The following is a 22,743-nucleotide window of genomic DNA, read 5'->3' on the forward strand; positions in this document are numbered from 1 at the left end:
TTCTCCGTCGGTTCTCCATGAGCCAGATCTCCGTCGGCTCGTCAGCCAGTTCTCCGTCGGCGCATCAACTGCCGTCGACGGCGAGCACCGCAGGCGTGCCCTCGCTCTCCGCACCCGGACCGGTGATGGGCGGCACCGGCACGTCGACGGCGCGGGCCAGCCGCGGTCCCTCGGGCCCGTACACCGCGCGAGGCTCGGGGAACAGTCGCAGCATCGCCAGATACAGCACGGCGGCGACGGCCAGCGACAGCGGCAGGCTGATGTCGATGCCGTTCGCGAGGTCGCCCAGCGGTCCGACGAACTGGCCGGGGATGTTGGTGAACAGCACACCGACCACCGCGGCCACCCACCAGGCCGTCATGCCCCGCCAGTTCCAGCCGTGTGTGAACCAGTAACGGCCGCCGCGCTGACGGCGGTTGAAGACCTGGAGCGCGTCCGGGTCGTACCAGCCGCGCCGGGTGTAGAACCCGAGGATCATCACGACCATCCAGGGCGTGGTGCAGGTGATGATCATCGTGGCGAACGTCGAGATGGACTGAACCAGGTCGAACCCGAAGCGGCCGATGAAGATGAACGCGATCGACAGGACTCCGACCAGGATCGTCGCCTGGACCCGGGACAGCCGCGGGAACACCGACGAGAAGTCGAGCCCGGTGCCGTACAGCGACGTCGTGCCGGTCGACATGCCGCCGATCAGGGCGAGCAGACACACCGGCAGGAAGAACCAGCTCGGCGAGATGGCCAGCAGGCCGCCGACGAAGTCGGGGGCCGCCGGGTCGACGTACTTCGGCGCCTTGGTCGCGATGATGCTCGCGGTCGCGAGCCCGAACACGAACGGCAGCAGGGTGGCGATCTGGGACAGGAACGCGGCACCGACGACCTTGCGGCGCGGCGCGTTCGCCGGGATGTAGCGCGACCAGTCGCCGAGGAACGCGCCGAAGGACACCGGGTTCGACAGCACGATCAGTGCCGAGCCGATGAAGGAGGGCCAGAACAGCGCCTGCGTCGCCGAGTCGGCCGAGGCCGTGAAGACACCGGCGTACGAGGGATCGAAGTCACCCGCGAAGGCGATCGCGCCGAGCAGGAACAGCACGGTCGCCGAGGTCACCGCGATCTTGTTGACGAACAGCATGAACCGGAACCCGTACACGCAGACCGCGAGCACCAGGCAGCCGAAGAGCGCGTACGCGACCACGTACGACAGGTTGCTGCGCTCCAGGCCGAACAGCCGGTGCGCGCCGCCGACCAGGGCGTCGCCGGAGCTCCACACCGAGATCGAGAAGAACGCCACGGCCGTGAGCAGGGACAGGAACGAGCCGACGACCCGGCCGTGCACCCCGAGGTGCGCGGAGGACGCGACCGCGTTGTTGGTGCCGTTGACCGGGCCGAACATCGCCATCGGGCACAGGATCAGCGCCCCGACGACGACTCCGAGGAGGGTGGCCGCGAGCCCCTGCCAGAAGGAGAGGCCGAAGAGGATGGGGAAGGCCCCGAGGACGCAGGTGGAGAAGGTGTTCGCACCGCCGAAGGCGACTCTGAACAGGTCGAGCGGCGACGCGGTGCGGTCCGCGTCGGGGATGCGCTCGACGCCGTAGGTCTCCACCTCGGTGAGAGACGGCGACGACGTGGCGGGGGAGTTCTCGGACAAGGGTGCTCCAGCGAAGTGCCTGTGCCCGGAAGCGGGCGGTGGAGCGCGTGGTGGCGCGAGGGGAGGTCGGCTCCAGTGTCGCCGCGGGGGTGTGCGGCGGCGGATGCCGTCCTTGGTAGGTCTGCCGACGCTAAGGCCGGGCCGGAGACCTGTGCCAGAAGGTAAAACATCCATCTTCCGTGCCCGGGGTGGAGCATTCGTCCAGTCCGGCGTGTGTCTGTCGATGGAGGTGCCCGGTGGTGGGGAGGTGCCCGGCGGTGGCTCAGTGCTCCGGGCCGGGCTCCGGGGTGGCGCGCCAGCCGTGCCAGCGGTGGACGGTGACGGCGATCACCGGCCCGTCCGGCGGCCGCTGCCGGTACTGCGCGTACTTCTCGCGCAGCAGGTCGATCGCGGCCGTGTACTCGTTCTGCGGGCCGGGCGGCAGGACCCGGGCGTCGCCGTCCGCCCGTACCCACCACAGCCGCTCCCAGTCCTCGTCGTAGGCATCGACGAGCAGGCACACGGCGGGGTGGGCGGCGATGTTGCTCAGCCGCCGCAGCCGCCGCGACCTCTTCGGTTTGTGGTCGACCGCGGAGACGATCTCGCCGCCGCGCGCCGCGAAGACGAGGGGCACCAGGTGCGGGTGCCCCTCGTCGTCCACCGTCGCCAGGCGCGCCACCCGTGCCGCCACGAACCGGCGGCGCGCCTCCTCCTGGTCCAGGTCCGGCACGGCGAGCTCCGATTCCCCGGCGGCGGGAACACGGTGGGCTCGCGATCCCCGGCGGCCGGAAGCGTCAGCGGTGGGCGGACACGGCCCCGGCCAGTTCGTCGAGTGTGCGCAGCGTCTCGTCCTCCGGCAGGGTCGGCAGATACACCAGCACCCGGTCGACGCCGAGATCCGCGTAGATGTCGAGGGACTCGCGGTCGTGCCCGCCCGCGTAGACCACCACGGCCGGCCCGTCACCGGCCGTCTTGCGCATCTGTTCGATGCGCGCGCCCAGTTCCTTGGCCGGTACGCCGCTGGGCAGCCACGCCGACCCGTACTCGGCGACGCGGGCGAAGGTGCGCTCGCTGTTGCCGCCGACCCAGAGGGGCGGGTGCGGCCGCTGGACCGGCTTGGGCCAGGCGTAGACGGGTGCGAAGTCGACGAAGTCGCCGTGGAACTCGGCCTCGTCCTTGGTCCACAGCTCGATCATGGCGCGAATGCGTTCGTCCATCAGCCGGCCGCGGGAGGCCGGATCCGTGCCGTGGTTGCGCATCTCCTCCCGGTTCCAGCCGGCGCCGACACCGAACACGGCACGGCCGCCGGAGATCAGGTCGAGGGAGGCGATCTCCTTCGCGGTGGTGATCGGATCGCGCTGGACCACCAGAGCGATCCCCGTGCCCAGGAGCAGGTCCCGGGTCACGGAGGCAGCGGCGGCGAGCGCCACGAACGGATCGAGCGTGCGGTAGTAGATGCGGGGCAGTTCGCCGCCGCCCGGATACGGCGTCTCCCGGTTCACCGGGATGTGCGAGTGCTCGGCCAGGAGCAGCGTGTCGAACCCGCGCTCTTCCAGAGCGGGACCCAGGGCCCTGGGGCCGATGCCCTCGTCGGTGATGAACGTCGACACTCCGAACTTCATCCGCGACCACCTCGTCTTGTCGGCTGTTGCTGCCAGTGTGACGCGGTCGGTCACTCCTCGTCAGGTGTGGCGTCCCGCGGCGTGGCGTCCGGACCCTGGGACCGGACCCGCTGCACATGCTCCAGCGAGTCGCGCAGTTCCGTCAGCCAGTCGTCGGCGTGGCGCTGGACGAGGCGGACGCACCAGGCGAGGGCGTCGCTGCGGCTGCGCGCGACCCCGGCGGCGATGAGGGTGTCGAGAACCTGGCGCTCGGGCTGGCGCAGTCGGGTCATGACGGGTGCGGCGATGTGAGTGAACAGGGCGCGCTCGCCCCCGCACTCCACACCCCAGGAGACCCTCTTGCCGAAGCGGTGCTCGGCTTCCCGTGCCACCGCGACCCGGTCGTCGCGGGTGCGCTCGCGGAATTCCTGGATACGGGCCTGGGCGGCCGCCTCCTTCTCGGCGTCCGAGGCACCTTCGGCGAGCCCGGGCTCGGGGATGCGGCCGACGACGGTGATCTCCTCCCGGTCGACCGTCACCTCCACCAGGCTCTCGAAGAGATCGTCGGGCAGGCGGCCGGCGAACCAGCCGCGCAGCTTCTCGTGCTGCTCTGAAGTAATCATGTAATGACGATTACTCCATTGCAGGGAAGAAGCAAGAGGGTCCGCCGGGGGCTGAACCGGAATGTTTCAGGCCTATTGCGGAGCCGGGGGAATCCGGCCAGGAGGGTGTCCTTGGCGATTAGCAACCCCTCAGTTCCGGGGCTTGAACGTTCGAGTTTCGCTACTTCGCGCCACTGATTCAATACTCAAAGTTACTGAAACGCGTGGGGTCGATGTGTGTTTCCGGTCCGGACTCGGCAGACTCGCGCTCGCCGCACCGGCACTCAACCGAGCCGGTACTGCATTCAATCGAGCGGAAGGATGCACACAATGCCGACCACCGCGCGCTGGGCAGCGACTCTCACCCTCACGGCCGCCGCCGTCTGCGGCCCCCTCGGGGGGCCCGCCCTCGCCACCCCGACCCACGTGACTCAGACGGCTGAGACCCGGACGGTCACGAGCCAGGCCCACGCCACGCCGGCTCTCGCCCCCTCAGGGCTCTACGCCCCCTCGGCCCTGGTGCTCACCATGGGCCACGGAGAGACCGCCGCCACCGTCACCCCGGAGCGCGCGGTCACGCTGAACTGCGCCCCGACCCCCTCGGGCACCCACCCCGCCGCCTATGACGCCTGTGCCGAACTCCGGGCGGTGAACGGCGACTTCGACGCCCTGACCCTCAGAGACGGCGCACTGTGTACGCGGCAGTTCGATCCGGTGGTCGTCACCGTCCAGGGCGTCTGGCGCGGCAAGCGCGTCGCGTACGAACGGACCTTCGCCAACGAGTGCGTGAAGAACTCCTACGGGACGAGCTTCTTCACGTTCTGAGAGACCGGGATCGCGCGGCCTTCGTGAGCGTCGAGCGGGGTCAGTAGGTGGGGAGTGCGCGCCCCGAAGCACGGAGTACGACGCGATCTCGCATCGGGGGTCGGTCAGGCGGAGTGGGGCCGCCGGCCGGCCCCCGACATCTGTTTGTCCGGCGTCCGCCCCGGCGCCTGCCCCAGCTAGGTGTCCTCAACTCGTAGTTCTGTCAGAAGTGTTGACCCCGCATTGGAAACGTTTTAATTTCCCCTCACCCGACAGTCTCAGGTGAGGAGGCTCCGTGGCCGCAGTGTTGCGGGACCACGCAGGTACAGAGGCGGTGGACCCTTCGCGCCGCCCTCCGATCGAGCCCCGTCGCGGCTTGAAACGCTTTCATGGACGTGGCGGCAGGGCGCTGTTCCTGCTGATGCTCCCCGGGCTCGCCTACTTCCTGGTCTTCCACTACGGCGCCCTGCTCGGCAACGTCATCGCGTTCAAGGACTACGTCCCGTTCGACGGCATCTGGGGCAGTCGGTGGGTGGGTCTCGACAACTTCCGGAGGATGTTCGAGGACGGCGAGTTCTGGGACGCGGTCCTCAACACCCTCTGGATCGCGGTCCTGCAGATCACCTTCTACTTCCCCGTCCCGCTCGCCCTCGCCCTGCTGCTGCACAGCCTCACCCGCAGCAGCATCCGCCGCTTCGTGCAGTCGGTGGCCTACCTGCCGCACTTCATCTCGTGGGTGATCGTCGTCGCACTGTTCCAGCAGGTCCTGGGCGACACGGGCATGGTGAACAGCTATCTCGGCGACGCCGGCCTGCACACCGTGGACATCATCGGCAACCCCGAGGCCTTCAAACCGCTCGTCGTCGCCCAGGTCATCTGGAAGGACGCCGGCTGGGGCACGATCATCTTCCTCGCCGCGCTCTCCCAGGTCGACGAGCAGCAGTACGAGGCCGCGGCCATCGACGGCGCGGGCCCCTGGCGCCGTTTCTGGCACGTCACCCTGCCCGCCATCCGCGCGGTGATCGTGCTGTTGCTCATCATGCGGCTCGGCGACATCCTCTCGGTCGGCTTCGAACAGATGCTGCTCCAGCGCGACGCCGTCGGCCCGCAGGCCGCCGAGATCATCGACACCTTCGTCTACTACCAGGGCATCGTCGGCGGCGACTACGGATTCGCCGCCGCCGCGGGCCTGTTCAAGGGTGTCGTCGGCGCCCTGCTCGTCTACGCGGCCAACAAGGTCGCCCACCGCCTCGGCGAACAGGGGGTCTACCGGTGAGCACCCATGCCCGGCCCGGCTGGATGGAGAAACCGAGGCCCGCGACCCAGGCCGCCAAGGCCGTCGCCCTCGTCGCCGTCGTCCTGCTGGTGTGCGTGCCGTTCCTCGTCATCCTCTCCACCTCGCTCGCCTCCCAGCGGGAGGTCGTGGCGAACGGCGGCTGGGTGCTCTGGCCCCAGCACCCCACCCTCAAGGCCTACCGCGACATCCTCGACGGCGGCATCGTCACCCATGCCCTCGGCGTCAGCGCGGGCGTCACCCTCGTCGGCACCCTGCTCAGCCTCGTCTGCACCGTCACCCTCGCCTACGCGCTGTCGCGCCCCGGCGTCTTCGGCGGCAAACCGGTCCTGCTCCTGATCCTGTTCACCTTCCTCTTCCCCCCGGGCATGATCCCCGGCTTCCTGCTGGTCAAGGAGCTGGGCATGCTCGACACGTACAGCGCGCTGATCCTTCCCGTGCTCGTGAATGTGTTCAACCTCGTCGTCCTGCGCGGCTTTTTCCAGGCGATCCCGGAGGAGCTGTACGAGGCCGCACGGCTGGACGGGGCGGGGGACTGGCGGGTGCTGTGGTCGGTCGTACTGCCCCTGTCGAAGGCGGCCCTCGCCGTCGTCGGACTGTTCTACGCGGTGGCGTACTGGAACTCCTGGTTCTACGCCTCCCTGTATCTGGAGAGCGACCACTGGCCGCTCCAACAGGTGCTGCGCACCTACGTGGTGGCCGGTTCCGGGCTCACCGACACGACGGTCGGCGAGGGCACGGTCAACGCGCCGCAGACCGTGCAGATGGCGGTCCTGGTGATCGCCACCGTACCGATCCTGCTCGTCTATCCCTTCCTCCAGAAGTACTTCACCAAGGGCGTGCTCACCGGCGCCATCAAGAGCTGACTCCGTCCACCAGGAAAGGTCGGTTTCCCATGCCCTCCCTGTCCCGGCGCACCCTGCTGCGCTCGATGGCCATCGGCGGCGCCGCGCTCGCCGCCCCCGGCACACTGGCCGCCTGCTCGACCGGCTCGGGCGACGACGACGTCTCCAACGCGGGCAAAAAGCTGGCCCCTTGGCCCGCGTACAAGGCGTTCGCCGGCCCGAAGCCCGACCTCGCTCCCACCGACGCCGGGGTCCAGGCCGGATACACGGCCTACCCCGCCAACCTGGTCACGGCGGTCTCGGGCACACCGGGCGACGGCTCCACCGTCAAGGTCATGTCCGTGACCTTCGGTACGCCGCCGAAGCCGGCCTCCGCGAACCAGTTCTGGGCGGCGGTCGAGAAGGCGCTCGGCGTGAAGATCGAATACACGATCATCTCGCAGACCGACTATCAGAAGAAGATGGCCACGGTGATGGCCGGTGACCCGGGCGAACTGCCCGACATCATCAACGTCTTCTCCGGCTTCGTACTGCCCCGCGAGGCCCAGTTCGTACAGCGCAGGGCCGAGGACCTCACCCCGTACCTCTCCGGCGCGGCGATCGCGGACTACCCCAACCTCGCCAACATCCCCACCCACGCCTGGCGCGACATGGGCCGCGTCGGCGGCCGGATCTACGGCATCCCCCTGGAACGCCCGCTGCCGGGCTCCACCCTCTGGCTCAACCAGGCCTTCTTCACCGACGCGGGGATGAAGGAGGGCTGGACTTCCCAGGACTTCGCCGCCGTCGCCAAGAAAGGCACCAGGGGAAAGAAGTACGCGCTCGGGGCCGCGACCGGCTCGCTGTTCGGCAACGCGGTGCACTCCGCCGCGCACAACGCGCCGCAGGGCTGGGCCGTGGACAAGGACGGCACCTTCCACGCGAACTACGGCGACGAACGCTACAAGGCGGCGGTCGCCTATCAGGCGCAGCTCCGCAAGAATGGCTCCTACCACCCCGACGCCACCTCCCTCTCCCAGCCGGACCTGAGCACGCTCTTCCTCAACGGCACCGTCGGCTCCATGCAGGACGGATTCGGCGGGTACCTCCCCAAGTACCTGGACTCCAAAGGCCTGTTGACCCCGGCCGCCGCGCTGCCGTACAGCGTGGAAGGGACACCCGGCGGGATCGTCGCCGGCCGCCGCTCCTTCGGCTACACGGTCCTGAAGAAGGCGAAGAAGGAGCGCATCGAGCTTCTCCTGCGCGTCCTGAACTACCTCGCCGCGCCCTTCGGCAGCAAGGAGTGGGAACTCGTCCACTACGGCGTCGAGGGCACCCACTTCACCCGCGGCAGGGACGGCTCGCCCGAGGCCACCAAACTCGGCGACGTAGAGAACAACACCAACCTGCCGCTGAAGTACCTCGCCGAGGGGCCCCAGGTGCTGTTCGTGCCGGGCATGCCCGAGGCCGTACGCGCCCTGCACGCCTGGCAGGTGAAGGTGGTCCCGGTGGCGATCCGCAACGCGTCCTTCGGGTTGCAGTCCCGCACGTACACCGCCCAGGGCACCACGCTCAGGGCGCTGATGGACGACACGGTCACCGGCGTCATCGCGGGCCGCCTGCCGCTGTCCGAGCTCGACGCGGCCGCGAGGAGATGGCGCGATCGCGGCGGCGACAGAATGGCCGAGGAGTTCGCGAAGGACTACGCCGCCAACACCTGAGGCGGCGGAGCCGGTCGAAGCAGAGGCACGGGGGATGGGCATGGGGATGGGGAACGACATGACGTCGAAGGGGCGGGTCACGATCCGCGAGGTGGCCGAGCGGGCCGGAGTGTCCATGGCCACGGTCTCGCGCGTGCTCAGCGGCAACCACCCGGTGCCCGCGTCCACCAGGGCCCGGGTGCTGCGCGCCGCCCGCGACCTCGACTACGTCGCCAATGCGCACGCCCGCGCCCTGGTCGGCGGCGGCCGGAAGATGGTCGCCGTCGTCCTGCGCCAGGTCACCAGCCCCTTCTACGCCCAGGTCGCCGAGGGCGTGGAGGCGGAGGCCGCCGCCCGCGGCTGGCTCTGCCTGGTCGGCACCACGGGCGGTGACCCCGGGCGCGAGCTGGAGTTCGTCCAGCTCATGCGCGAGGAGGGGGCAGGGCTGGTGATCCTGGTCGGCGGGGTCGTCGAGGACGACGCCTACCGCGAGCGCGTCGCGCACTACGCCCAGGCCCTCGCCTCGTCCGGCGCGCGGCTCGTCCTGTGCGGTAGGCCCGCGCCGGATGCCGACATCCCAGCGCTCGTCGTCGAGTTCGACAACGAGGCCGGGGCACGCGCGATCACCGGCCATCTGCTCTCGGCCGGCCACCGCAGGATCGTCTTCCTCGGCGGCCTGCCGGGCAACACGGCCCTCGACGCCCGCGTCGCCGGATACCGGGCCGCACTCGCCGAACACGGCCTGGGCCCCGAGGCCGCCCACGTCGTCGACTGCGGCCTGGGCCGGGCCGCGGGCCACCGCGCGATGACGGAACTGCTCAAGGCGGGCGGGGGCCCGGGCCCCGGTGACACCGCCACCCCGGACACCGACACCGTCGACACCTTCACCCCGGGCACCGCCACCCCGGACACCGACACCGCGCGCTTCACCGCGGTCTTCGCCGGGGACGACATGGTCGCCGCCGGAGCCCTGCGGGCCATCGCCGACGCCGGGCTGCGCGTACCCCAGGACATCTCGGTGGTCGGCTACAACGACATCCCGCTCGCAGAGGACTTCAACCCTCCACTCACCACCGTCCGCACCCCCGCCGAGGAACTCGGCCGCGCCGCCGTCCGCATCGCCCTGCGCGACCCCGAACACGCGGCGGGCGCCCACCACTTGCTCGGCACCCACATCGTCGTGCGCGACAGCGTCCAGCCGCCCCCGCCGGGGGCCTAGAAGACGGAGGATCCACCCCCGTATGACCGTGCCGCATGTGTCGCTCACCACCCCGACACACCTGCCGCCCCCCGACCCCACCACCTCACCGGTCACCGGCTGGACCCGGGCCCACTGGGAGGCGACCGCCGACCGCCTCCTGGACGGACTGCTCCCTTACGCCTCACCCACCTGGGCCCAGTACCGCCTCCCCGGCCGGGCCAGTCACTCCGGACCCTGGTCCGACGGCCTCGAGGGCTACGCACGTTCCTTCCTGCTCGCCGCCTTCCGTATCGCGGGCTCCGGCGGCCGGGTGGGTCCCGGGCTGATCGAGCGCTACGCGGCCGGGCTCACCGCCGGGACGGACCCGCACGGCCCGGACCGGTGGCCGCCCATCACCGACCGGGGCCAGCCCATGGTCGAGGCCGCGTCCGTCGCGATCGCCCTGCACGAGACACGCCCCTGGATCTGGGACCGCCTCGGCGACTCCGTACGCGGCCGTGTCGTCGACTGGCTGAGCGGCTTCATCGGCGCGAGGGCCAACGACTCCAACTGGCGGCTCTTCCAGGTCATCACGGAGGAGTTCCTCGCCTCGGTCGGCGCCCCGCACAGCCGGGACGAGATCGACGCCGGGCTGGCGCGGCTGGGGGACTGGTACCGGGGGGAGGGCTGGTACACGGACGGCGACGGCCGCAAGTTCGACTACTACAACGCCTGGGCCCTGCATCTGTACCCGGTGCTGTGGGCGCGTGTCGCCGGATCGCGGGCCGCCCCGGAGCTGGTGGCCGGGCACCGCGCCCGACTACGCGAATTCCTCGGCGTCCATCAGTACTTCTTCGGCGCGGACGGCGCCCCCGTGCACCAGGGCCGCTCCCTGACGTACCGCTTCGCGACCACCGCTCCCCTGTGGGCGGGAGTCCTCGCCGACGCGACCCCGCTGGCACCGGGTTTGACCCGACGCCTCGCCTCCGGGGCCCTGAAGCACTTCGCCGAACGCGGTGTGCCCGATGAGAAGGGGCTGTTGTCGCTCGGCTGGTACCGTCCCTTTCTCCCGGTCACCCAGCTCTACTCGGGACCCGCCTCGCCGTACTGGGCGAGCAAGGCGTTCCTCGGCCTGCTGCTTCCCGCCGACCACCCCGTGTGGACGGCCCCCGAGGAGCCAGGACCTGTGGACACGGCCGACTCGTGCGTGGCGTTGCCCGTCCCGGGCTGGCTCCTGCACTCGACGGCCGCCGACGGCGTCGTACGCCTGGTGAACCACGGGAGCGACCGACTGCCGCCCCCGCCCGCACCGGACGAGGACAGCCCGCACTACACGAGGTTCGCCTACGCCAGCGCGGCCGCGCCCGACACCGAGTGGGCCGGGATCGCCACCGGGGGCGCCGGGATCGACAACCAGCTCGCGCTGGTCGCGGCGGACGGCACGCGGTCCCGGCGCGGCCGGATCCATCCGCTGGGGGCGGCCGGGCGCCGCGCCGCCTCCTGGCACACGGCACGTCTGGCGGGCGCCGAGCATCGCATCGAGACGACCAGCGTGGTGCACGGTCCGTGGGAGGTGCGGGTGCACCGGGTCGCGGGGCCGCGCGGCGCGGTCGTACGGGAAGGGGGGTGGGCGCTGGCCGACGACGCCGGGGCGCCTGCGGAGGGCACGGGGCCGCGATGGGCGCGGGCGCGACGCCCGGACGGGCTGACGAGCGCGGTCGTCGGACTGCTCGGCTGGGACGCGTCGGGAAACGGCCTGGTCGCGCGGGCCAGGGACGCCAACGCCTACGGGGTCCATTCGGCGACTCCCCATCTCGCGCTGCCCGCTCACCCTGGCGGGGTCCATCTCCTCGTCACCCTGGTGGTCCTCGGCCGCGATCCCGAACTCGTCGGTGCGAGCGCCCGGGTCACGGCCGGCGGTGGGGTTCTGATCCGCTTTCCGGACGGGACGCAGGAGGAACTGCCGGGCGGTTTCGCGGGTGCGTCGGTTCCGGTGGTTCCGGGAGTCCGGCCAGCGGTGGAAAGCGGCTGAGCAGGTGCGCGGCGCGCAGGAGGCGGTGGACGCGGGGCCCGTCGGAGACGACGCGGAGCCGTCCGCCGCGCTCCCGCGCCCGTGTCTCGGCGCGGCACAGTACACGCAGGCCCGAGCAGTCGAAGAAGGCCACCCGGCGCAGATCGACCAGCACGTCCGGCTCGGCCCGAGCCGTCGCCGCCGACAGATGCTCGGCCAGCGCCTCCGCCGTCGCGATGTCGATCTCTCCCGTCACCTCGACCACGGTGAACGGACCGCGCGGATAACTGTGGGCGTAGGGATTGGTCGAGGGAAGCCCGGAATCTGCGAGGGTCATGTGGTCTCGCTAGCTACCCCGGCCTGGCCGGAAACATCCTCAGGTCGCCACAGACGCGATTCTGTTCACTCGAACGGGTGAATATTGGGGATGGTGTATTGACTGGGGATGCCGAGGTGGGCCGGGTGCCGTAGCCGTGGGGCATGAGAGTTCTCGGCGAATGGGATCGGCGGCTGTTCACGCGGGTGGCCGCGGCTCGGGTGCCCGGCGCGGATCCGGCGCTGCGACGGCTCAGCCGCTGCGCCGATCACGGACGGCTGTGGCTCGGCACGGCGGTCGGCCTCGCGCTCGTCCAGGGCCGGGCGCCCCGCCGGGCGGCCCTGCGGGGCGTGGGCTCGCTCACGATCGCCTCGCTGACCGTCAACACCGTCGTGAAGTGGAGCACCCGGCGGCCCCGTCCGCTGCTGGAGCATGTGCCGTCGATCCGGCACCTGAAGCGTCAGCCGCACACCACCTCCTTCCCCTCCGGCCACTCCGCCTCGGCCGCGGCGTTCGCCACCGGTGTCGCCCTGGAGTCGGCCGGATACGGCGCCCTGGTCGCGCCCTTCGCTGCCGCCGTAGCCTTCTCGCGGGTGTACGTCGGGGTGCACTACCCGGCAGACGTGCTGGCCGGGATGGCGATCGGCGTCGCAGCCGCCGCGCTCACCTGCCGCTGGTGGCCGCCGCGCCCCGCGCTCCCGGCGCGCGAACGGCCCTCGGCGTCCGCGCCAGCGCTGCCCGGCGGCGAAGGGCTCGTCGTCTTCGTCGACACCCGGGCCGGGACGGGTGCGCCGGGCACCCCGTTGCCGCCCGCCGAGCGGCTGCGCGGACTGCTGCCGCGGGCCGAGCTGGTCGAGCGCGGCCCGGACGACGACTTCGCCGCGCTGCTGGAGCGGGCGGTGGACAGGGCGGTCGAGCGGGCCGGGGCGGCGGGCGGTGCGCTCGGTGTGTGCGGGGGCGACGGCAGTGTCAACGCGGCGGCCCGCGCGGCGGCCGGGCGGGGCCTCGCACTCGCGGTGTTCCCCGGCGGCACCCTCAACCACTTCGCCCAGGACGTCGGCGTACGGGATGTCGAGGACACCGCGGTCGCGGTCGCGCGGGGCGAGGCGGTGGCCGTGGACTTCGGCGTGGCGCGGTCGGGGGCGGGTCACGAGGTGCGGTTCCTCAACACCTTCAGCATCGGCCTGTACCCCGAACTCGTGCGGATGCGGGAGCACTTGGAGCAGCGCATGGGCAAGTGGCCGGCGGCGGCCGTCGCCCTCGTCCGGGTGCTGCGCACCGCGACGCCCGTGGAGCTGAGCGTCGACGGACACCACCGCCGGCTGTGGCTGCTCTTCGCGGGCAACGGCCGCTACGAACCCCAGGGCTTCGCTCCCGCCTACCGGCCCCGCCTGGACGACGGGCTGATCGACCTGCGCCTGATCGACGGCGAACACCGGCTCGCCCGCACCCGGGTGATCGTCTCCGCGCTCGCCGGCACGCTCGGCCGGTCCCGGGTCTATGGAGCGGAGGTGGTTCCGCGGGTCGAGCTGACGGAACTCGGTGGTACGGACACACTCGCGTACGACGGTGAAGTCGCGCCCGCGCCGCCCGGGTTGAGGCTGGAGAAGGAGCGGCGGACGCTCGTCGTGTACCGGCCCTCCGTACAGCGGAACGAACCCGCCCGGAGTACCCGGCCGGCCGGCCGCCGCAGACGTGAGAGGGGCCGCCGTCTCCCTGCAGACGGCGGCCCCTCGGCCTGTGAGTGATCACACGGGACCTACATGTGGACGGCCCGTACGGCGTCCGGGTCCGCGTCCAGGGTTCCGCGGCGGTAGAGCAGGAAGGCGATCACCGCGCCCGCGGCGAAGAAGCCCGCCGACCACCAGAAGGCGGTGGTGTAGCTCTCGATCGTCGCCTGTGCCTGGACCAGCTTGCTGGTCGCGTCCTTGCCGGCGAGGTAGCTCGTCGCGGCGCTCGCGGCCAGCGTGTTCAGCAGCGCCGTACCGATCGAACCACCCACCTGCTGCATGGTGTTGACCGTCGCGGAGGCGACACCCGCGTCCTCCGCCGCGATCCCGCTGGTGGCCAGCGACATGGCGGGCGGCATCACGATGCCGAGGCCCGCACCGATCAGCAGCAGCGGCGGCAGCACGGCGGTCGAGAAGTCGGAGGCGACTCCGATGCCGGTCAGCCAGGCCATGCCGCCCACCGCGATCGCGAAGCCCGCGGGGATGACGACCTTCGGTCCGATCCGCGGCACCAGGACGGTGGTGGAGACCTGGGCCATGACCATCAGGGCCGCCATCATCGGCAGGAACGCCACACCTGTCTTGGTGGGGCTGAAGCCCAGGTTCAGCTGCAGGTAGTAGGTGAGGAAGAGGAAGACGCCGAACATGCCCGCACCGGTGATCAGAACGGTGATGAAGGACGCGGCACGGTTGCGGTCGAGCAGCACGCGCATCGGCAGGAGCGGGTGCTCGGCGCGCGTCTGCCACCAGGCGAAGGCGCTCAGCAGGACACCACCGGCGATGAGGAATCCCCAGGTCAGGGGTGAACTCCAGTCGTGCGTCTCGGCGTTGGAGAAACCGTAGACGAGAGCGAAGAGACCGGAGGAGACCAGCAGCGTGCCCGGCAGGTCGAGCTTGGAGTTCGCCGCGTCACGGTGATTGCTCAGCAGCACCCAGCCACCGGCGAAGGCGACGACCGCGAAGACGAGGTTGACGAACAGCGTCCAGCGCCAGTCGAGCGCGTCGGTCAGTACACCGCCGAGCAGGAGGCCCACCGCGCCACCGGCGCCGGCGATCGCCCCGTAGACGCTGAACGCCTTGGCGCGTTCCTTGGCGTCGGTGAACGTCGTGTTCAGCAGCGAGAGCGCGGCGGGCGCGAGCAGCGCGCCGAAGACACCTTGCAGGGCGCGCGCGGTGACCAGCATCCCGAAGCTGGTGGAGGCGCCGCCGAGCACCGAGGCTCCGGCGAATCCCGCGATACCGATGAGGAAGGCGGGCTTGCGCCCGAAGAGGTCGGCGATGCGTCCGCCGAGCAGCAGCAGGGAGGCGAAGGCCAGCGAGTACGCCGTGACGATCCACTGCCGGTTGCCGTCGGAGAAGCCGAGGTCCGCCTGGGCGGAGGGGAGGGCGATGTTCACGATGGTGGCGTCGAGGACCACCATCAGCTGCGCGATGCCGATGATCGAGAGGATCCACCACCGCTTCGACGAGGGAGTGGACGAACCGTCCACGGTGCCCTTGCGGGCGCCTTCGGTCAGGGTCTGGGACATGGGAGAACCACTCCAGGGAAGTCGCTCAGGGGTTACAGGAACGTAAACGAAACTGTTTCGTACACCTCGAAGCCTAGGGCACCCTCAGCGAAACGGCAACGTTTCGCTGAGGGTGTCGGGTGAGGCGGCCGTCACAGTGGTGGCTGGAGTCGGTCCGACGCGTATGCCTTGACGGGCATATAACCAGCGAGGCATATTGACCCCATGTCCGACGCCACCCTCTGGACCGCTCTCGCCGACCCCCACCGTCGTGCGATCGTCGCGCTGCTCCTTGAGCGCCCGCGGCCGGTCGGAGAGATCGTGGAGGCGTGCGGTCTGAGCCAGCCGGGCACGTCGAAGCATCTGCGGGTGCTCCGGGACGCGGGCCTGGTGCGCGTACGACAGGACGCGCAACGCCGTGTCTACGCCCTCGACCCGGCCCCGATCGCCGCACTCGACGCCTGGCTGACCCCGTACCGGAAGCTGTGGAACGAGAGCCTGGACGCTCTCGGCCGCCGCCTGGACAGGACGGCGCTGGAGCCGTCGGACCCCCCGGAAGACCCCACTCCTAAGGACTGAGCGACATGTCCGCCGAACCCACCGCGCTCACCGGCACCTACCTCACCCTCGACGACGGCCGCCCCGCCGTCCGTTTCAGCCGCACCTACGACCACCCCGTCGACCGCGTCTGGCGGTTCGTGACCGACCCGGACGAACTGGTCGAGTGGTTCCCGTCCCGGGCCGAGATCGAGCTGCGCCCCGGCGGCACGATCAGGTTCAGCGGCGACCCGAACATGCCCGAGTCCACGGGCCGGGTCCTCGCCGTCGACCCGCCCCGGCACCTCTCCTTCGACTGGGGCGGCGACGAGCTCCGCTTCGACCTCGACGCCCTGGACGACAAGCGCACCCACTTCACCCTCACCCACGTCCTCGCGGCCGAGAACACCGCCGCCCGCAACGGCGCCGGCTGGGAGGTGTGCCTCGCCGCCCTGGAGAGGAAGGCCCGTGGCGGGCGCTTCGAGGGCCCGCACGCCGGGGCCACCGCGCCCTGGAAGGAGATCTACGCCCGTTACGTCGAGGCCGGGGTCCCGTCCGGTGCCCCGGTGCCGGGCATGGACTGACGGAGTCGCGGTGCTGGGGAGGGGGCGACGGCGCCCCGGTACCGGAAGGGACCGACGGCGCCGACTCAGGCCAGCTGCCGTCGCACCAGCTCGTGCAGCCGCCCGCCCGTGTCCGCCAGCAGATGCGCGGGCGGGCCCTGCTGGGCGACCCGGCCGTCCTCCATCACGATGACACGGTCCGCGTCCATCACCGTGGACAGCCGGTGCGCGATCACGATCCGGGTGGCGTTGAGCGCCCGGGTGCTCTCGATGACCGTGCGCTGGGTCTCGTTGTCGAGCGCGCTGGTCGCCTCGTCGAAGAAGAGGATGCGGGGCCGACGGATCAGCGCCTGGGCGATCATCAGGCGCTGCCGCTGGCCGCCCGAGATCGCGCCGCTGCCGGAGACGATGGTGTGCAGCCCCATCGGCATCCGCTTGATGTCCTCGGCCAGGCCGGCCATCTCGGCCGCCGCCATCGCCTCCTCGGGCGTGTACGGCTCGGTACCGCAGATGCAGTCCAGGATCGAGCCGGTGAACGGCTGGGCGTGCTGGAGCACCACACCGCACTGACGGCGTACGGCGGACTGGTCGAGCGCTCCCAGGTCCTGCCCGTCGTAGAGCACACTGCCCGAGACCGGCTTGTCGAAGCCGATCAGCAGCCGCAGCAGCGTGGACTTTCCGCAGCCGCTGGGGCCGACGATCGCCACGAACTCGCCGGGCTTGATGTCGAACGACACGTCGTCCAGGACCAGCGGACCGTCGTCGGCGTACCGGAAGGACAGCCGCCGGGCCTCGATCGCACCGGACAGCACCCCGGGGCGGGTGCTCGCCACCCGCACCTCCGGTGTGGCGTCGAGCACCGGCTTGATCTCCTCGAACATCGGCAGCGCGGCCGCCGCCGACACGAACGCGCCGGTCACCTGGGTGACCGAGGTCAGCAGCATGGTCATCGACGTGTTGAAGGTCAGGAAGTCGGCGGCCGACAGCGAGCCGCGCGCCGGACCCGCGAGCAGCATGAACATCAGCAGTGAGCACAGCGGCAGGTACACCGCGCCCATCACCGTCGTGAGGTTCTTGATGCGGCCGACCTTCTGCTGGAGCTCGCGGCTGCGCGCGAACTCGCCCGCCCAGGCGGCGTACGCGTAGTTCTCGGCCGCCGCGACCCGCAGCTTGGGCAGGCCGCGCAGGGTCTGGAACGCCTGGTTGTTCAGCTTGTTGCTGAGGACGACCAGACGGCGCTGCCAGCGCACCTGCCACAGACCGAGCCCGAGGAACGCGGCCGCGATGACGACGAGCATGCCGATCGCGGCGAGCGCCATGGGCACGCTGTACCAAAGGAGAAGCCCCAGGTTCATCGCGCCGACCGTGCCCGCCTGCGCGAGCGTCGGTCCGACGCCCGCGAGGAGGCGGCGGATCGCGCTGATGCCCATGGCCGCGCTGGCCAGCTCACCGGTCGAGCGGGACGTGAAGAACTTCGTGGGCAGCCTCAGCAACCGGTCCCACACGGCCGGTTGGAGCGTCGCCTCGATCCGCCCCTCCATCCGCAGCATCGTGAGGTTCTGGAGCAGCATGAACGCGGCCGACACGATGCTGGTGACCATGATGGCCAGACAGACCTGCACGATCAGGCCGTGCTGGGCCTTGGGCACGTACTCGCCGAGCACCTGGCCGGTGGCGATCGGCACCAGCGCGCCGATAGCGACGGTGACGAGACCGCTGATCGCGAGGTTGCGCAGGTCGCCGCCGGTGCCCTGGAGGCAGAAGCGCAGCAGCCGCAGCGGGCTCAGCTTCCGCTCGGGCAGCGGACGGTAGAACATCACGGCCCGCGGCTCGAACTCCGGCGCGTTGGCCTTCTCGACGGGGGTCTCCCGGCCCGAAGACGGCTGCAGGGCCACGTAGCCGCCGCGCCGCCACAGCAGCGCGACCGGGGAGCCCGACACGGCACGGTGGCCCACCAGCGGGCCGATGTTGTCGCGCCACCAGCGCCCGTCGAGGCGTACGGCACGGGTGCGGACGCGCGAGGCGAGCGCGATCCGCTCCACCGGGTCGAGCCGGTCGCTCTCCGTGCCGCTCTGCGCGGACTCGGCGAGGGTGATCCCGGACGCGCGGGCGACCAGCTTGCAGGCCGCGTACGTGGCGTCCGCGTCGGCCGCCGTCGGGCGCTTGGACGACTTGCCGATCGACGCCAGCAGGGTCCGGTCGGCCTGGGCGCGGACGGCCTCGCCCGCCTTGATGCCCGCCGCCGTGCGGTCCTCGTGGCTGGCCTCCAACTGCTCGATCCAGCGGTCGAGCGTGGACAGCAGCCGGTACTGCTGGTCGACCATGCCCTGCCAGACACCGGAGTCCATCAGCAGATCGGCCGCCGCCTCGGCGCCGTACAGGGAGCCGTACTGGACACTCCCGGGCGGCACCTGCATCCAGAAGACGTCGTCATCGGTCAGCGCGGCGGCGTTCTCCGTGGCCATCGGCGCCTGGAAGAGAATGGACAGGCTGCGGCCGACGCCGAGGGCGAGGGCGTACTCCAGCGGGCTCGACGTCGGCGGTACGTACTGGGGGTTGCCGTAGTCGTCGTAGGACCAGGTCTGGGTGTCCACCGGCTGGTACAGCTCGCGCAGCACGATCCGGCGCACGACGCAGTCCCGCAACGGCCGCCCCACGAGGGTGTGTTGCGGGCCGGCGACGGGGCCCAGCAGCAGGGAGCCCGCTTCGAGGCGCCCGAGGTGGTGCCAGTGGCCCTGCTGGACGGCGTCGACCGCGAACAGGTCCATGGCGCCCGCCGCCACCAGCCAGAGGACCTGCGGTCCTTCCAGATCGAGGCGGCCGAGGCCGGAGCAGTCGACCGGCGTTCCCATGCCGCCGAGCGCGCCGAGGACGAGGTCTCCCTCGCGTGCGCCCTCGTGAACCGTGGTCATCTCATCGCTCCTTGACCAGCTCGGCGTACGGACCGCCGGCCGCCACCAGGGCGTCGTGCCGCCCGCGTTCCACGATCGTGCCGTGCTGCAGCACGACGATCTCGTCGCTGTCGCGCACGGTGCTGAGCCGGTGCGCGATCACCACACAGGCACAGCCGCGCTTGCGCAGGTTGTCGATGACCGTCTGCTCGGTCTCGGCGTCCAGCGCGCTGGTCACCTCGTCGAGCACCAGGATGCTGGGCCTGCGCACCAGCGCCCGTGCGATCTCCAGGCGTTGGCGCTGGCCACCGGAGAAGTTGCGGCCGTCCTGCTCGACCCGGCTGTGGATGCCACCGGGGCGGCGCGTGACGACGTCGTACAGCGCCGCGTCCTGCAACGCCGCGACCACCGCCTCGTCGGGGATGGACGGATCCCACAGGGCCACGTTGTCGCGGACCGTCCCCTCGAACAGGAACACGTCCTGGTCGACGAAGGAGACGGAGGCGGCGAGCGCGCCGCGCGGGATGTCCTCCAGTCGCTGTCCGTCGATGCGGATCGTGCCCTCCCACGGGGCGTACAGGCCCGATATGAGCCTGGAGACCGTGGACTTGCCGCTGCCCGAGCCGCCGACCAGGGCCACCTGCTGGCCCGGTCCGACCGTCAGTGAGAAGCCGGTGAGCAGGGGTTTGTCGAGCGGGCTGTAGCCGAACGTGATGTTCTCCAGCTCGACATGACCCTGGAGCCGGCGGGTGGACTCGCCGTTGCCGGAGCGGGCGTAGAGCGGGTCGGTCTGAAAGTTCTCGACGTCCTTGAGCCGGGCCACGTCGGCGGCGAAGTCCTGGATGCGGCCCGCGACGCCGTTGAGCCGGGTGAGGGGCGCGGTGAAGCGGGTGACCAGGGCCTGGAAGGCGACGAGCAGACCGACGGAGATGTGCCCCTCGACCGCCCGCAGACCGCCGATCCACAGGATCAGCGCGGAGTTGAGCGTCGCGAGCGTCGGTGCGACCACGCCCAGCCAGGCGCTCGGCACCCCGAGGCGCTGCTGCTCCTCCAGCGTGGTCGCGTGCTGCCCGGCCCACTTGCGGAAGTAGCCGTCCTCGCCGCCGGTCGCCTTCATCGTCTCGATCAACTGGAGGCCGGTGTACGCGGTGTTGGTGAGGCGCGCGCTGTCGGCGCGCAGCTTCGCCGTACGGGTCGCGCGCAGCCGGATCACCACGCGCATGGCGATCACGTTGAGCAGCGCGACGCCGATGCCCACGGCCGTGAGCTGCGGGTCGTAGGTGTAGAGGAGCACCGCGTACAGGACGACCACGATCGCGTCCACGCCGGCCGCCGCGAGGTCGCGGGCCAGGGTCTCGGCCACCGCGTCGTTCGACTGGAGCCGCTGCACCAGGTCGGCCGGGCTGCGCTGGGAGAAGAAGGTGACGGGCAGCCGCAGCAGATGGCGCAGGAAGCGGGCGCTGGAGAGGGTGGAGGAGATGATGCGGCCGTGCAGCAGGTTGGCCTGCTGGAGCCAGGTCAGCACGACGGTCAGCGCCACACAGGCGCCCATCGACGTGAACAGCACGCCCAGCAGCGAGGTCCGGCCGCCGATCAGATACGTGTCGATGTACGTCCGGCTCAGCGCGGGGACCGCCGCGCCGACCGCGACCAGCAGCAGGCTCGCCAGCACGGCCGCGGGCATCGTGCCCGAGGTGCCGCGCAGCCGGGCCGGCATGGCACCCAGGACGCCCGGCTTGCGGCCGCCCTTGTGGAAGTCGGGCCCCGGCTCCATGACCAGCACCACACCCGTGAAGCTGGTGTCGAAGTCCTCCATCGGCACGAAACGGCGGCCCTTGCCGGGGTCGTTGATGTGCACGCCGCGCCGTCCGAAGCGGCGGCCCATGCCGTCGTAGACGACGTAGTGGTTGAACTCCCAGAACAGGATCGCGGGCGCCTTCACCTCGGCGAGCGCGGCCGTGTCCATCTGCATGCCCTTGGCCGTGAGGCCGTAACTGCGCGCCGCCTTGAGCAGGTTGCTGGCGCGCGAGCCGTCCCGGGAGACACCGCACGCGATGCGCAGCTCTTCGAGGGGGATGTGGCGGCCGTAGTGGCCGAGCACCATGGCGAGGGAGGCGGCGCCGCACTCCACGGCCTCCATCTGGAGGACGGTGGGGGTGCGGACCGTCTTCCCCTTCGCCTTGGGGACCGTGCGCTTGGGCGGGGCGGTGCGGCGTCTGCTCCGGGTGTCTGGTGCGGCGGTCACGGCAGGAGCCAATCGACGGGGCGCTGATCGGCCAGGCGGATCGAACCCGTGGCCAGGGTCATGGAGGTGAGCGCGAACGGCGGGCCGTCGGCCGAGGACCACTTCAGGCGGCTCTTCGTCGCGGCGGAGCGGTCGAGGCGGACCAGGACGGCCACCGGCCGGCCCTTCTTGGTGAACTGTTCGCCGAGTTGGCTGTCACCGAGGAAGGAGGAGATCTGCTGGGGGGTCTGCACGCTCCGGCCGACCGCCTTCACATGGCCGCGCAGTACTCCGTACTGCTGGGTCGGCACCGACTGCACGGTGAGGTCGACGGAGGCGTTCGCGGGGATGGTGGCGGCGCTCTCGGCGGGGACGTACACCGTCGCGTAGAGCGGATCGTCGGCGTGGGCGACCTTCTCCACGGCGGCGACGTTCGCGCCGGTCGAGATGATCGCGCCGATGGTGGCGGCGAGCGCGGTGACGCGTCCCGCGGCGACCGTGCGGACGACGGTCGTACCGCCCTGGGCCGTACGGACCTTGAGCACGGGCGCGTTCGCGGGCAGTCGTTCGCCCTCCTGGGCGACGACCTCGGTGACCTGCCCCGCGACGGGGCTCTGCAGTATGTAACTGCCCTCGCCGTGGGTGAGGACGGCGGGCGCGCTCACGGTGGACGCCACCGTGCCCGTCACGGCCCAGACGGACGCCGCCGCCATGACGACCACCGTCACGGACAGGGCGAGCCAGCCCTGGGGGCGGGCGAAGCGCACCGGAAGGTCGAGTTCTTCGGGCGACTGCAGCTTGGCGAGGGCCTGTTGGCGGAACTGCACGGGACTTCCCTCACCTGTTCGAGAGGTTTACGGCATCCGAGAAGTCCCGGAACCGGGGAGTGGTTCCGGGACTCAACGGCACTGAAACGCGATCAGAGACCGGCGACCAGGCCCGTGACCGGGGCGGTGTTGAGGCCGGTGACACCCTCGACGGTGCCGACGACCGTGTTGACCAGGCCGGAGACCGGGGCAACACCGTCGACCAGGCCGGAGACGGTGCCAACGGCGTTCAGCGACAGGCCGCCGGAGACGTTGTCGAGGTCGGCGTCCGAGATCTCGGCGGTGGCAACCTGGGGGGTGGAGTTCATGAGGGAACTTCCCTTCGTATGGATATTCATAAGGGGGAGAGCGGCCCCCCTCTGGGGACAGATGACGGCCGCCACCGCGGGGGTGCGGCACCCGATTCCGGGCGCTGTGGGGTGCCCGTTCCCGAATGCCTGGCTGCGACCTCCGCGGTGCAACGGATCAAAGCACGCTCGCGGCGCGCGCATCCAATCAACCGGG

18 protein-coding genes and 1 pseudogene are annotated in these 22,743 nt (G+C 71.0%); 9 read left to right on the forward strand and 10 right to left on the reverse strand.

The window, feature by feature from the left end; all coding sequences use genetic code 11:
* Positions 1-64 precede the first annotated feature (64 nt).
* From ACIRA5_RS44425 to ACIRA5_RS44440, 4 genes are all read right to left on the reverse strand, one after another.
* A complete protein-coding gene (locus tag ACIRA5_RS44425; protein WP_352045149.1) occupies positions 65-1,648 on the reverse strand; it encodes a cytosine permease in 1,584 nt (527 codons plus the stop codon).
* Positions 1,649-1,910: 262 nt separating this feature from the next.
* Entirely contained in the window at positions 1,911-2,357 is a 447-nt protein-coding gene (locus tag ACIRA5_RS44430; protein WP_403701565.1) for a TIGR03668 family PPOX class F420-dependent oxidoreductase, read from the reverse strand.
* A gap of 64 nt (positions 2,358-2,421) precedes the next feature.
* Entirely contained in the window at positions 2,422-3,249 is an 828-nt protein-coding gene (locus ACIRA5_RS44435; protein ID WP_403701569.1) for an LLM class F420-dependent oxidoreductase, read from the reverse strand.
* Between the two features lie 50 nt (positions 3,250-3,299).
* Positions 3,300-3,851: a hypothetical protein gene (locus tag ACIRA5_RS44440; protein WP_403701572.1), complete on the reverse strand. Its 552-nt coding sequence runs from the start codon at positions 3,849-3,851 to the stop codon at positions 3,300-3,302.
* Positions 3,852-4,160: 309 nt separating this feature from the next.
* On the opposite strand from ACIRA5_RS44440, the gene ACIRA5_RS44445 reads away from it, so the two are divergent.
* From ACIRA5_RS44445 to ACIRA5_RS44470, 6 genes are all read left to right on the forward strand, one after another.
* Positions 4,161-4,655: a subtilase-type protease inhibitor gene (locus tag ACIRA5_RS44445; RefSeq protein ID WP_403701575.1), complete on the forward strand. Its 495-nt coding sequence runs from the start codon at positions 4,161-4,163 to the stop codon at positions 4,653-4,655.
* A 400-nt stretch (positions 4,656-5,055) separates the two neighbouring features.
* Complete coding sequence (locus ACIRA5_RS44450) at positions 5,056-5,910, forward strand: ABC transporter permease (RefSeq protein ID WP_403701695.1); 855 nt, start codon at positions 5,056-5,058, stop codon at positions 5,908-5,910.
* The gene (locus ACIRA5_RS44455) at positions 5,907-6,794 is read left to right on the forward strand and encodes a carbohydrate ABC transporter permease (protein WP_403701578.1); all 888 of its coding nucleotides are present in this window, start codon (positions 5,907-5,909) and stop codon (positions 6,792-6,794) included. The genes ACIRA5_RS44450 and ACIRA5_RS44455 overlap by 4 nt, the downstream gene beginning before the upstream one ends.
* Before the next feature lie 29 nt (positions 6,795-6,823).
* The gene (locus ACIRA5_RS44460) at positions 6,824-8,473 is read left to right on the forward strand and encodes a sugar ABC transporter substrate-binding protein (RefSeq protein WP_403701581.1); all 1,650 of its coding nucleotides are present in this window, start codon (positions 6,824-6,826) and stop codon (positions 8,471-8,473) included.
* Positions 8,474-8,531: 58 nt separating this feature from the next.
* The gene (locus ACIRA5_RS44465) at positions 8,532-9,671 is read left to right on the forward strand and encodes a LacI family DNA-binding transcriptional regulator (protein WP_403701584.1); all 1,140 of its coding nucleotides are present in this window, start codon (positions 8,532-8,534) and stop codon (positions 9,669-9,671) included.
* A 22-nt stretch (positions 9,672-9,693) separates the two neighbouring features.
* Positions 9,694-11,664, forward strand: a complete 1,971-nt coding sequence (locus ACIRA5_RS44470) for a DUF2264 domain-containing protein (RefSeq protein ID WP_403701586.1) — start codon at positions 9,694-9,696, stop codon at positions 11,662-11,664.
* A 19-nt stretch (positions 11,665-11,683) separates the two neighbouring features.
* On the opposite strand, the pseudogene ACIRA5_RS44475 reads toward ACIRA5_RS44470, so the two are convergent.
* A pseudogene (locus ACIRA5_RS44475) lies at positions 11,684-11,980 on the reverse strand (STAS domain-containing protein); the annotation flags it as partial.
* A 143-nt stretch (positions 11,981-12,123) separates the two neighbouring features.
* On the opposite strand from ACIRA5_RS44475, the gene ACIRA5_RS44480 reads away from it, so the two are divergent.
* Positions 12,124-13,707: a bifunctional phosphatase PAP2/diacylglycerol kinase family protein gene (locus ACIRA5_RS44480; protein ID WP_403701589.1), complete on the forward strand. Its 1,584-nt coding sequence runs from the start codon at positions 12,124-12,126 to the stop codon at positions 13,705-13,707.
* Between the two features lie 11 nt (positions 13,708-13,718).
* Here ACIRA5_RS44480 and ACIRA5_RS44485 read toward each other — a convergent pair whose 3' ends face one another.
* Complete coding sequence (locus ACIRA5_RS44485) at positions 13,719-15,218, reverse strand: MFS transporter (protein ID WP_403701592.1); 1,500 nt, start codon at positions 15,216-15,218, stop codon at positions 13,719-13,721.
* A gap of 204 nt (positions 15,219-15,422) precedes the next feature.
* On the opposite strand from ACIRA5_RS44485, the gene ACIRA5_RS44490 reads away from it, so the two are divergent.
* Together ACIRA5_RS44490 and ACIRA5_RS44495 are read left to right on the forward strand one after the other, a co-directional pair.
* The gene (locus ACIRA5_RS44490) at positions 15,423-15,776 is read left to right on the forward strand and encodes an ArsR/SmtB family transcription factor (RefSeq protein ID WP_403701594.1); all 354 of its coding nucleotides are present in this window, start codon (positions 15,423-15,425) and stop codon (positions 15,774-15,776) included.
* Positions 15,777-15,781: 5 nt separating this feature from the next.
* A complete protein-coding gene (locus ACIRA5_RS44495; RefSeq protein ID WP_403701597.1) occupies positions 15,782-16,318 on the forward strand; it encodes an SRPBCC family protein in 537 nt (178 codons plus the stop codon).
* Positions 16,319-16,383: 65 nt separating this feature from the next.
* On the opposite strand, the gene ACIRA5_RS44500 is transcribed toward ACIRA5_RS44495, so the two are convergent.
* From ACIRA5_RS44500 to ACIRA5_RS44515, 4 genes are all read right to left on the reverse strand, one after another.
* A complete protein-coding gene (locus ACIRA5_RS44500; protein WP_403701599.1) occupies positions 16,384-19,209 on the reverse strand; it encodes an NHLP bacteriocin export ABC transporter permease/ATPase subunit in 2,826 nt (941 codons plus the stop codon).
* Position 19,210: 1 nt separating this feature from the next.
* Positions 19,211-21,433, reverse strand: coding sequence for an NHLP family bacteriocin export ABC transporter peptidase/permease/ATPase subunit (locus ACIRA5_RS44505; protein WP_403701602.1), 2,223 nt, complete (start codon positions 21,431-21,433; stop codon positions 19,211-19,213).
* Positions 21,430-22,239, reverse strand: a complete 810-nt coding sequence (locus tag ACIRA5_RS44510) for an HlyD family efflux transporter periplasmic adaptor subunit (RefSeq protein ID WP_403701605.1) — start codon at positions 22,237-22,239, stop codon at positions 21,430-21,432. Before ACIRA5_RS44510 ends, ACIRA5_RS44505 begins: the two co-directional genes overlap by 4 nt.
* Before the next feature lie 92 nt (positions 22,240-22,331).
* On the reverse strand, positions 22,332-22,547 hold the full coding sequence (locus ACIRA5_RS44515) for a hypothetical protein (protein ID WP_067360085.1): 216 nt from the start codon (positions 22,545-22,547) through the stop codon (positions 22,332-22,334).
* Positions 22,548-22,743: the final 196 nt, after the last annotated feature.

The organism is Streptomyces sp. NPDC096311 (assembly GCF_044763085.1).
Lineage (GTDB): Bacteria > Actinomycetota > Actinomycetes > Streptomycetales > Streptomycetaceae > Streptomyces.

What these genes read in the sequence shown, in the direction of transcription:
- ACIRA5_RS44435 (WP_403701569.1), bottom strand. Translation starts at nt 3,249, where the DNA reads ATGAAGTTCGGAGTGTCGACGTTCATCACCGACGAGGGCATCGGCCCC.
- ACIRA5_RS44440 (WP_403701572.1), bottom strand. Translation starts at nt 3,851, where the DNA reads ATGATTACTTCAGAGCAGCACGAGAAGCTGCGCGGCTGGTTCGCCGGC.
- ACIRA5_RS44445 (WP_403701575.1), top strand. Translation starts at nt 4,161, where the DNA reads ATGCCGACCACCGCGCGCTGGGCAGCGACTCTCACCCTCACGGCCGCC.
- ACIRA5_RS44450 (WP_403701695.1), top strand. Translation starts at nt 5,056, where the DNA reads ATGCTCCCCGGGCTCGCCTACTTCCTGGTCTTCCACTACGGCGCCCTG.
- ACIRA5_RS44460 (WP_403701581.1), top strand. Translation starts at nt 6,824, where the DNA reads ATGCCCTCCCTGTCCCGGCGCACCCTGCTGCGCTCGATGGCCATCGGC.
- ACIRA5_RS44465 (WP_403701584.1), top strand. Translation starts at nt 8,532, where the DNA reads ATGACGTCGAAGGGGCGGGTCACGATCCGCGAGGTGGCCGAGCGGGCC.
- ACIRA5_RS44470 (WP_403701586.1), top strand. Translation starts at nt 9,694, where the DNA reads ATGACCGTGCCGCATGTGTCGCTCACCACCCCGACACACCTGCCGCCC.
- ACIRA5_RS44480 (WP_403701589.1), top strand. Translation starts at nt 12,124, where the DNA reads ATGAGAGTTCTCGGCGAATGGGATCGGCGGCTGTTCACGCGGGTGGCC.
- ACIRA5_RS44485 (WP_403701592.1), bottom strand. Translation starts at nt 15,218, where the DNA reads ATGTCCCAGACCCTGACCGAAGGCGCCCGCAAGGGCACCGTGGACGGT.
- ACIRA5_RS44490 (WP_403701594.1), top strand. Translation starts at nt 15,423, where the DNA reads ATGTCCGACGCCACCCTCTGGACCGCTCTCGCCGACCCCCACCGTCGT.
- ACIRA5_RS44495 (WP_403701597.1), top strand. Translation starts at nt 15,782, where the DNA reads ATGTCCGCCGAACCCACCGCGCTCACCGGCACCTACCTCACCCTCGAC.
- ACIRA5_RS44500 (WP_403701599.1), bottom strand. Translation starts at nt 19,209, where the DNA reads ATGACCACGGTTCACGAGGGCGCACGCGAGGGAGACCTCGTCCTCGGC.
- ACIRA5_RS44515 (WP_067360085.1), bottom strand. Translation starts at nt 22,547, where the DNA reads ATGAACTCCACCCCCCAGGTTGCCACCGCCGAGATCTCGGACGCCGAC.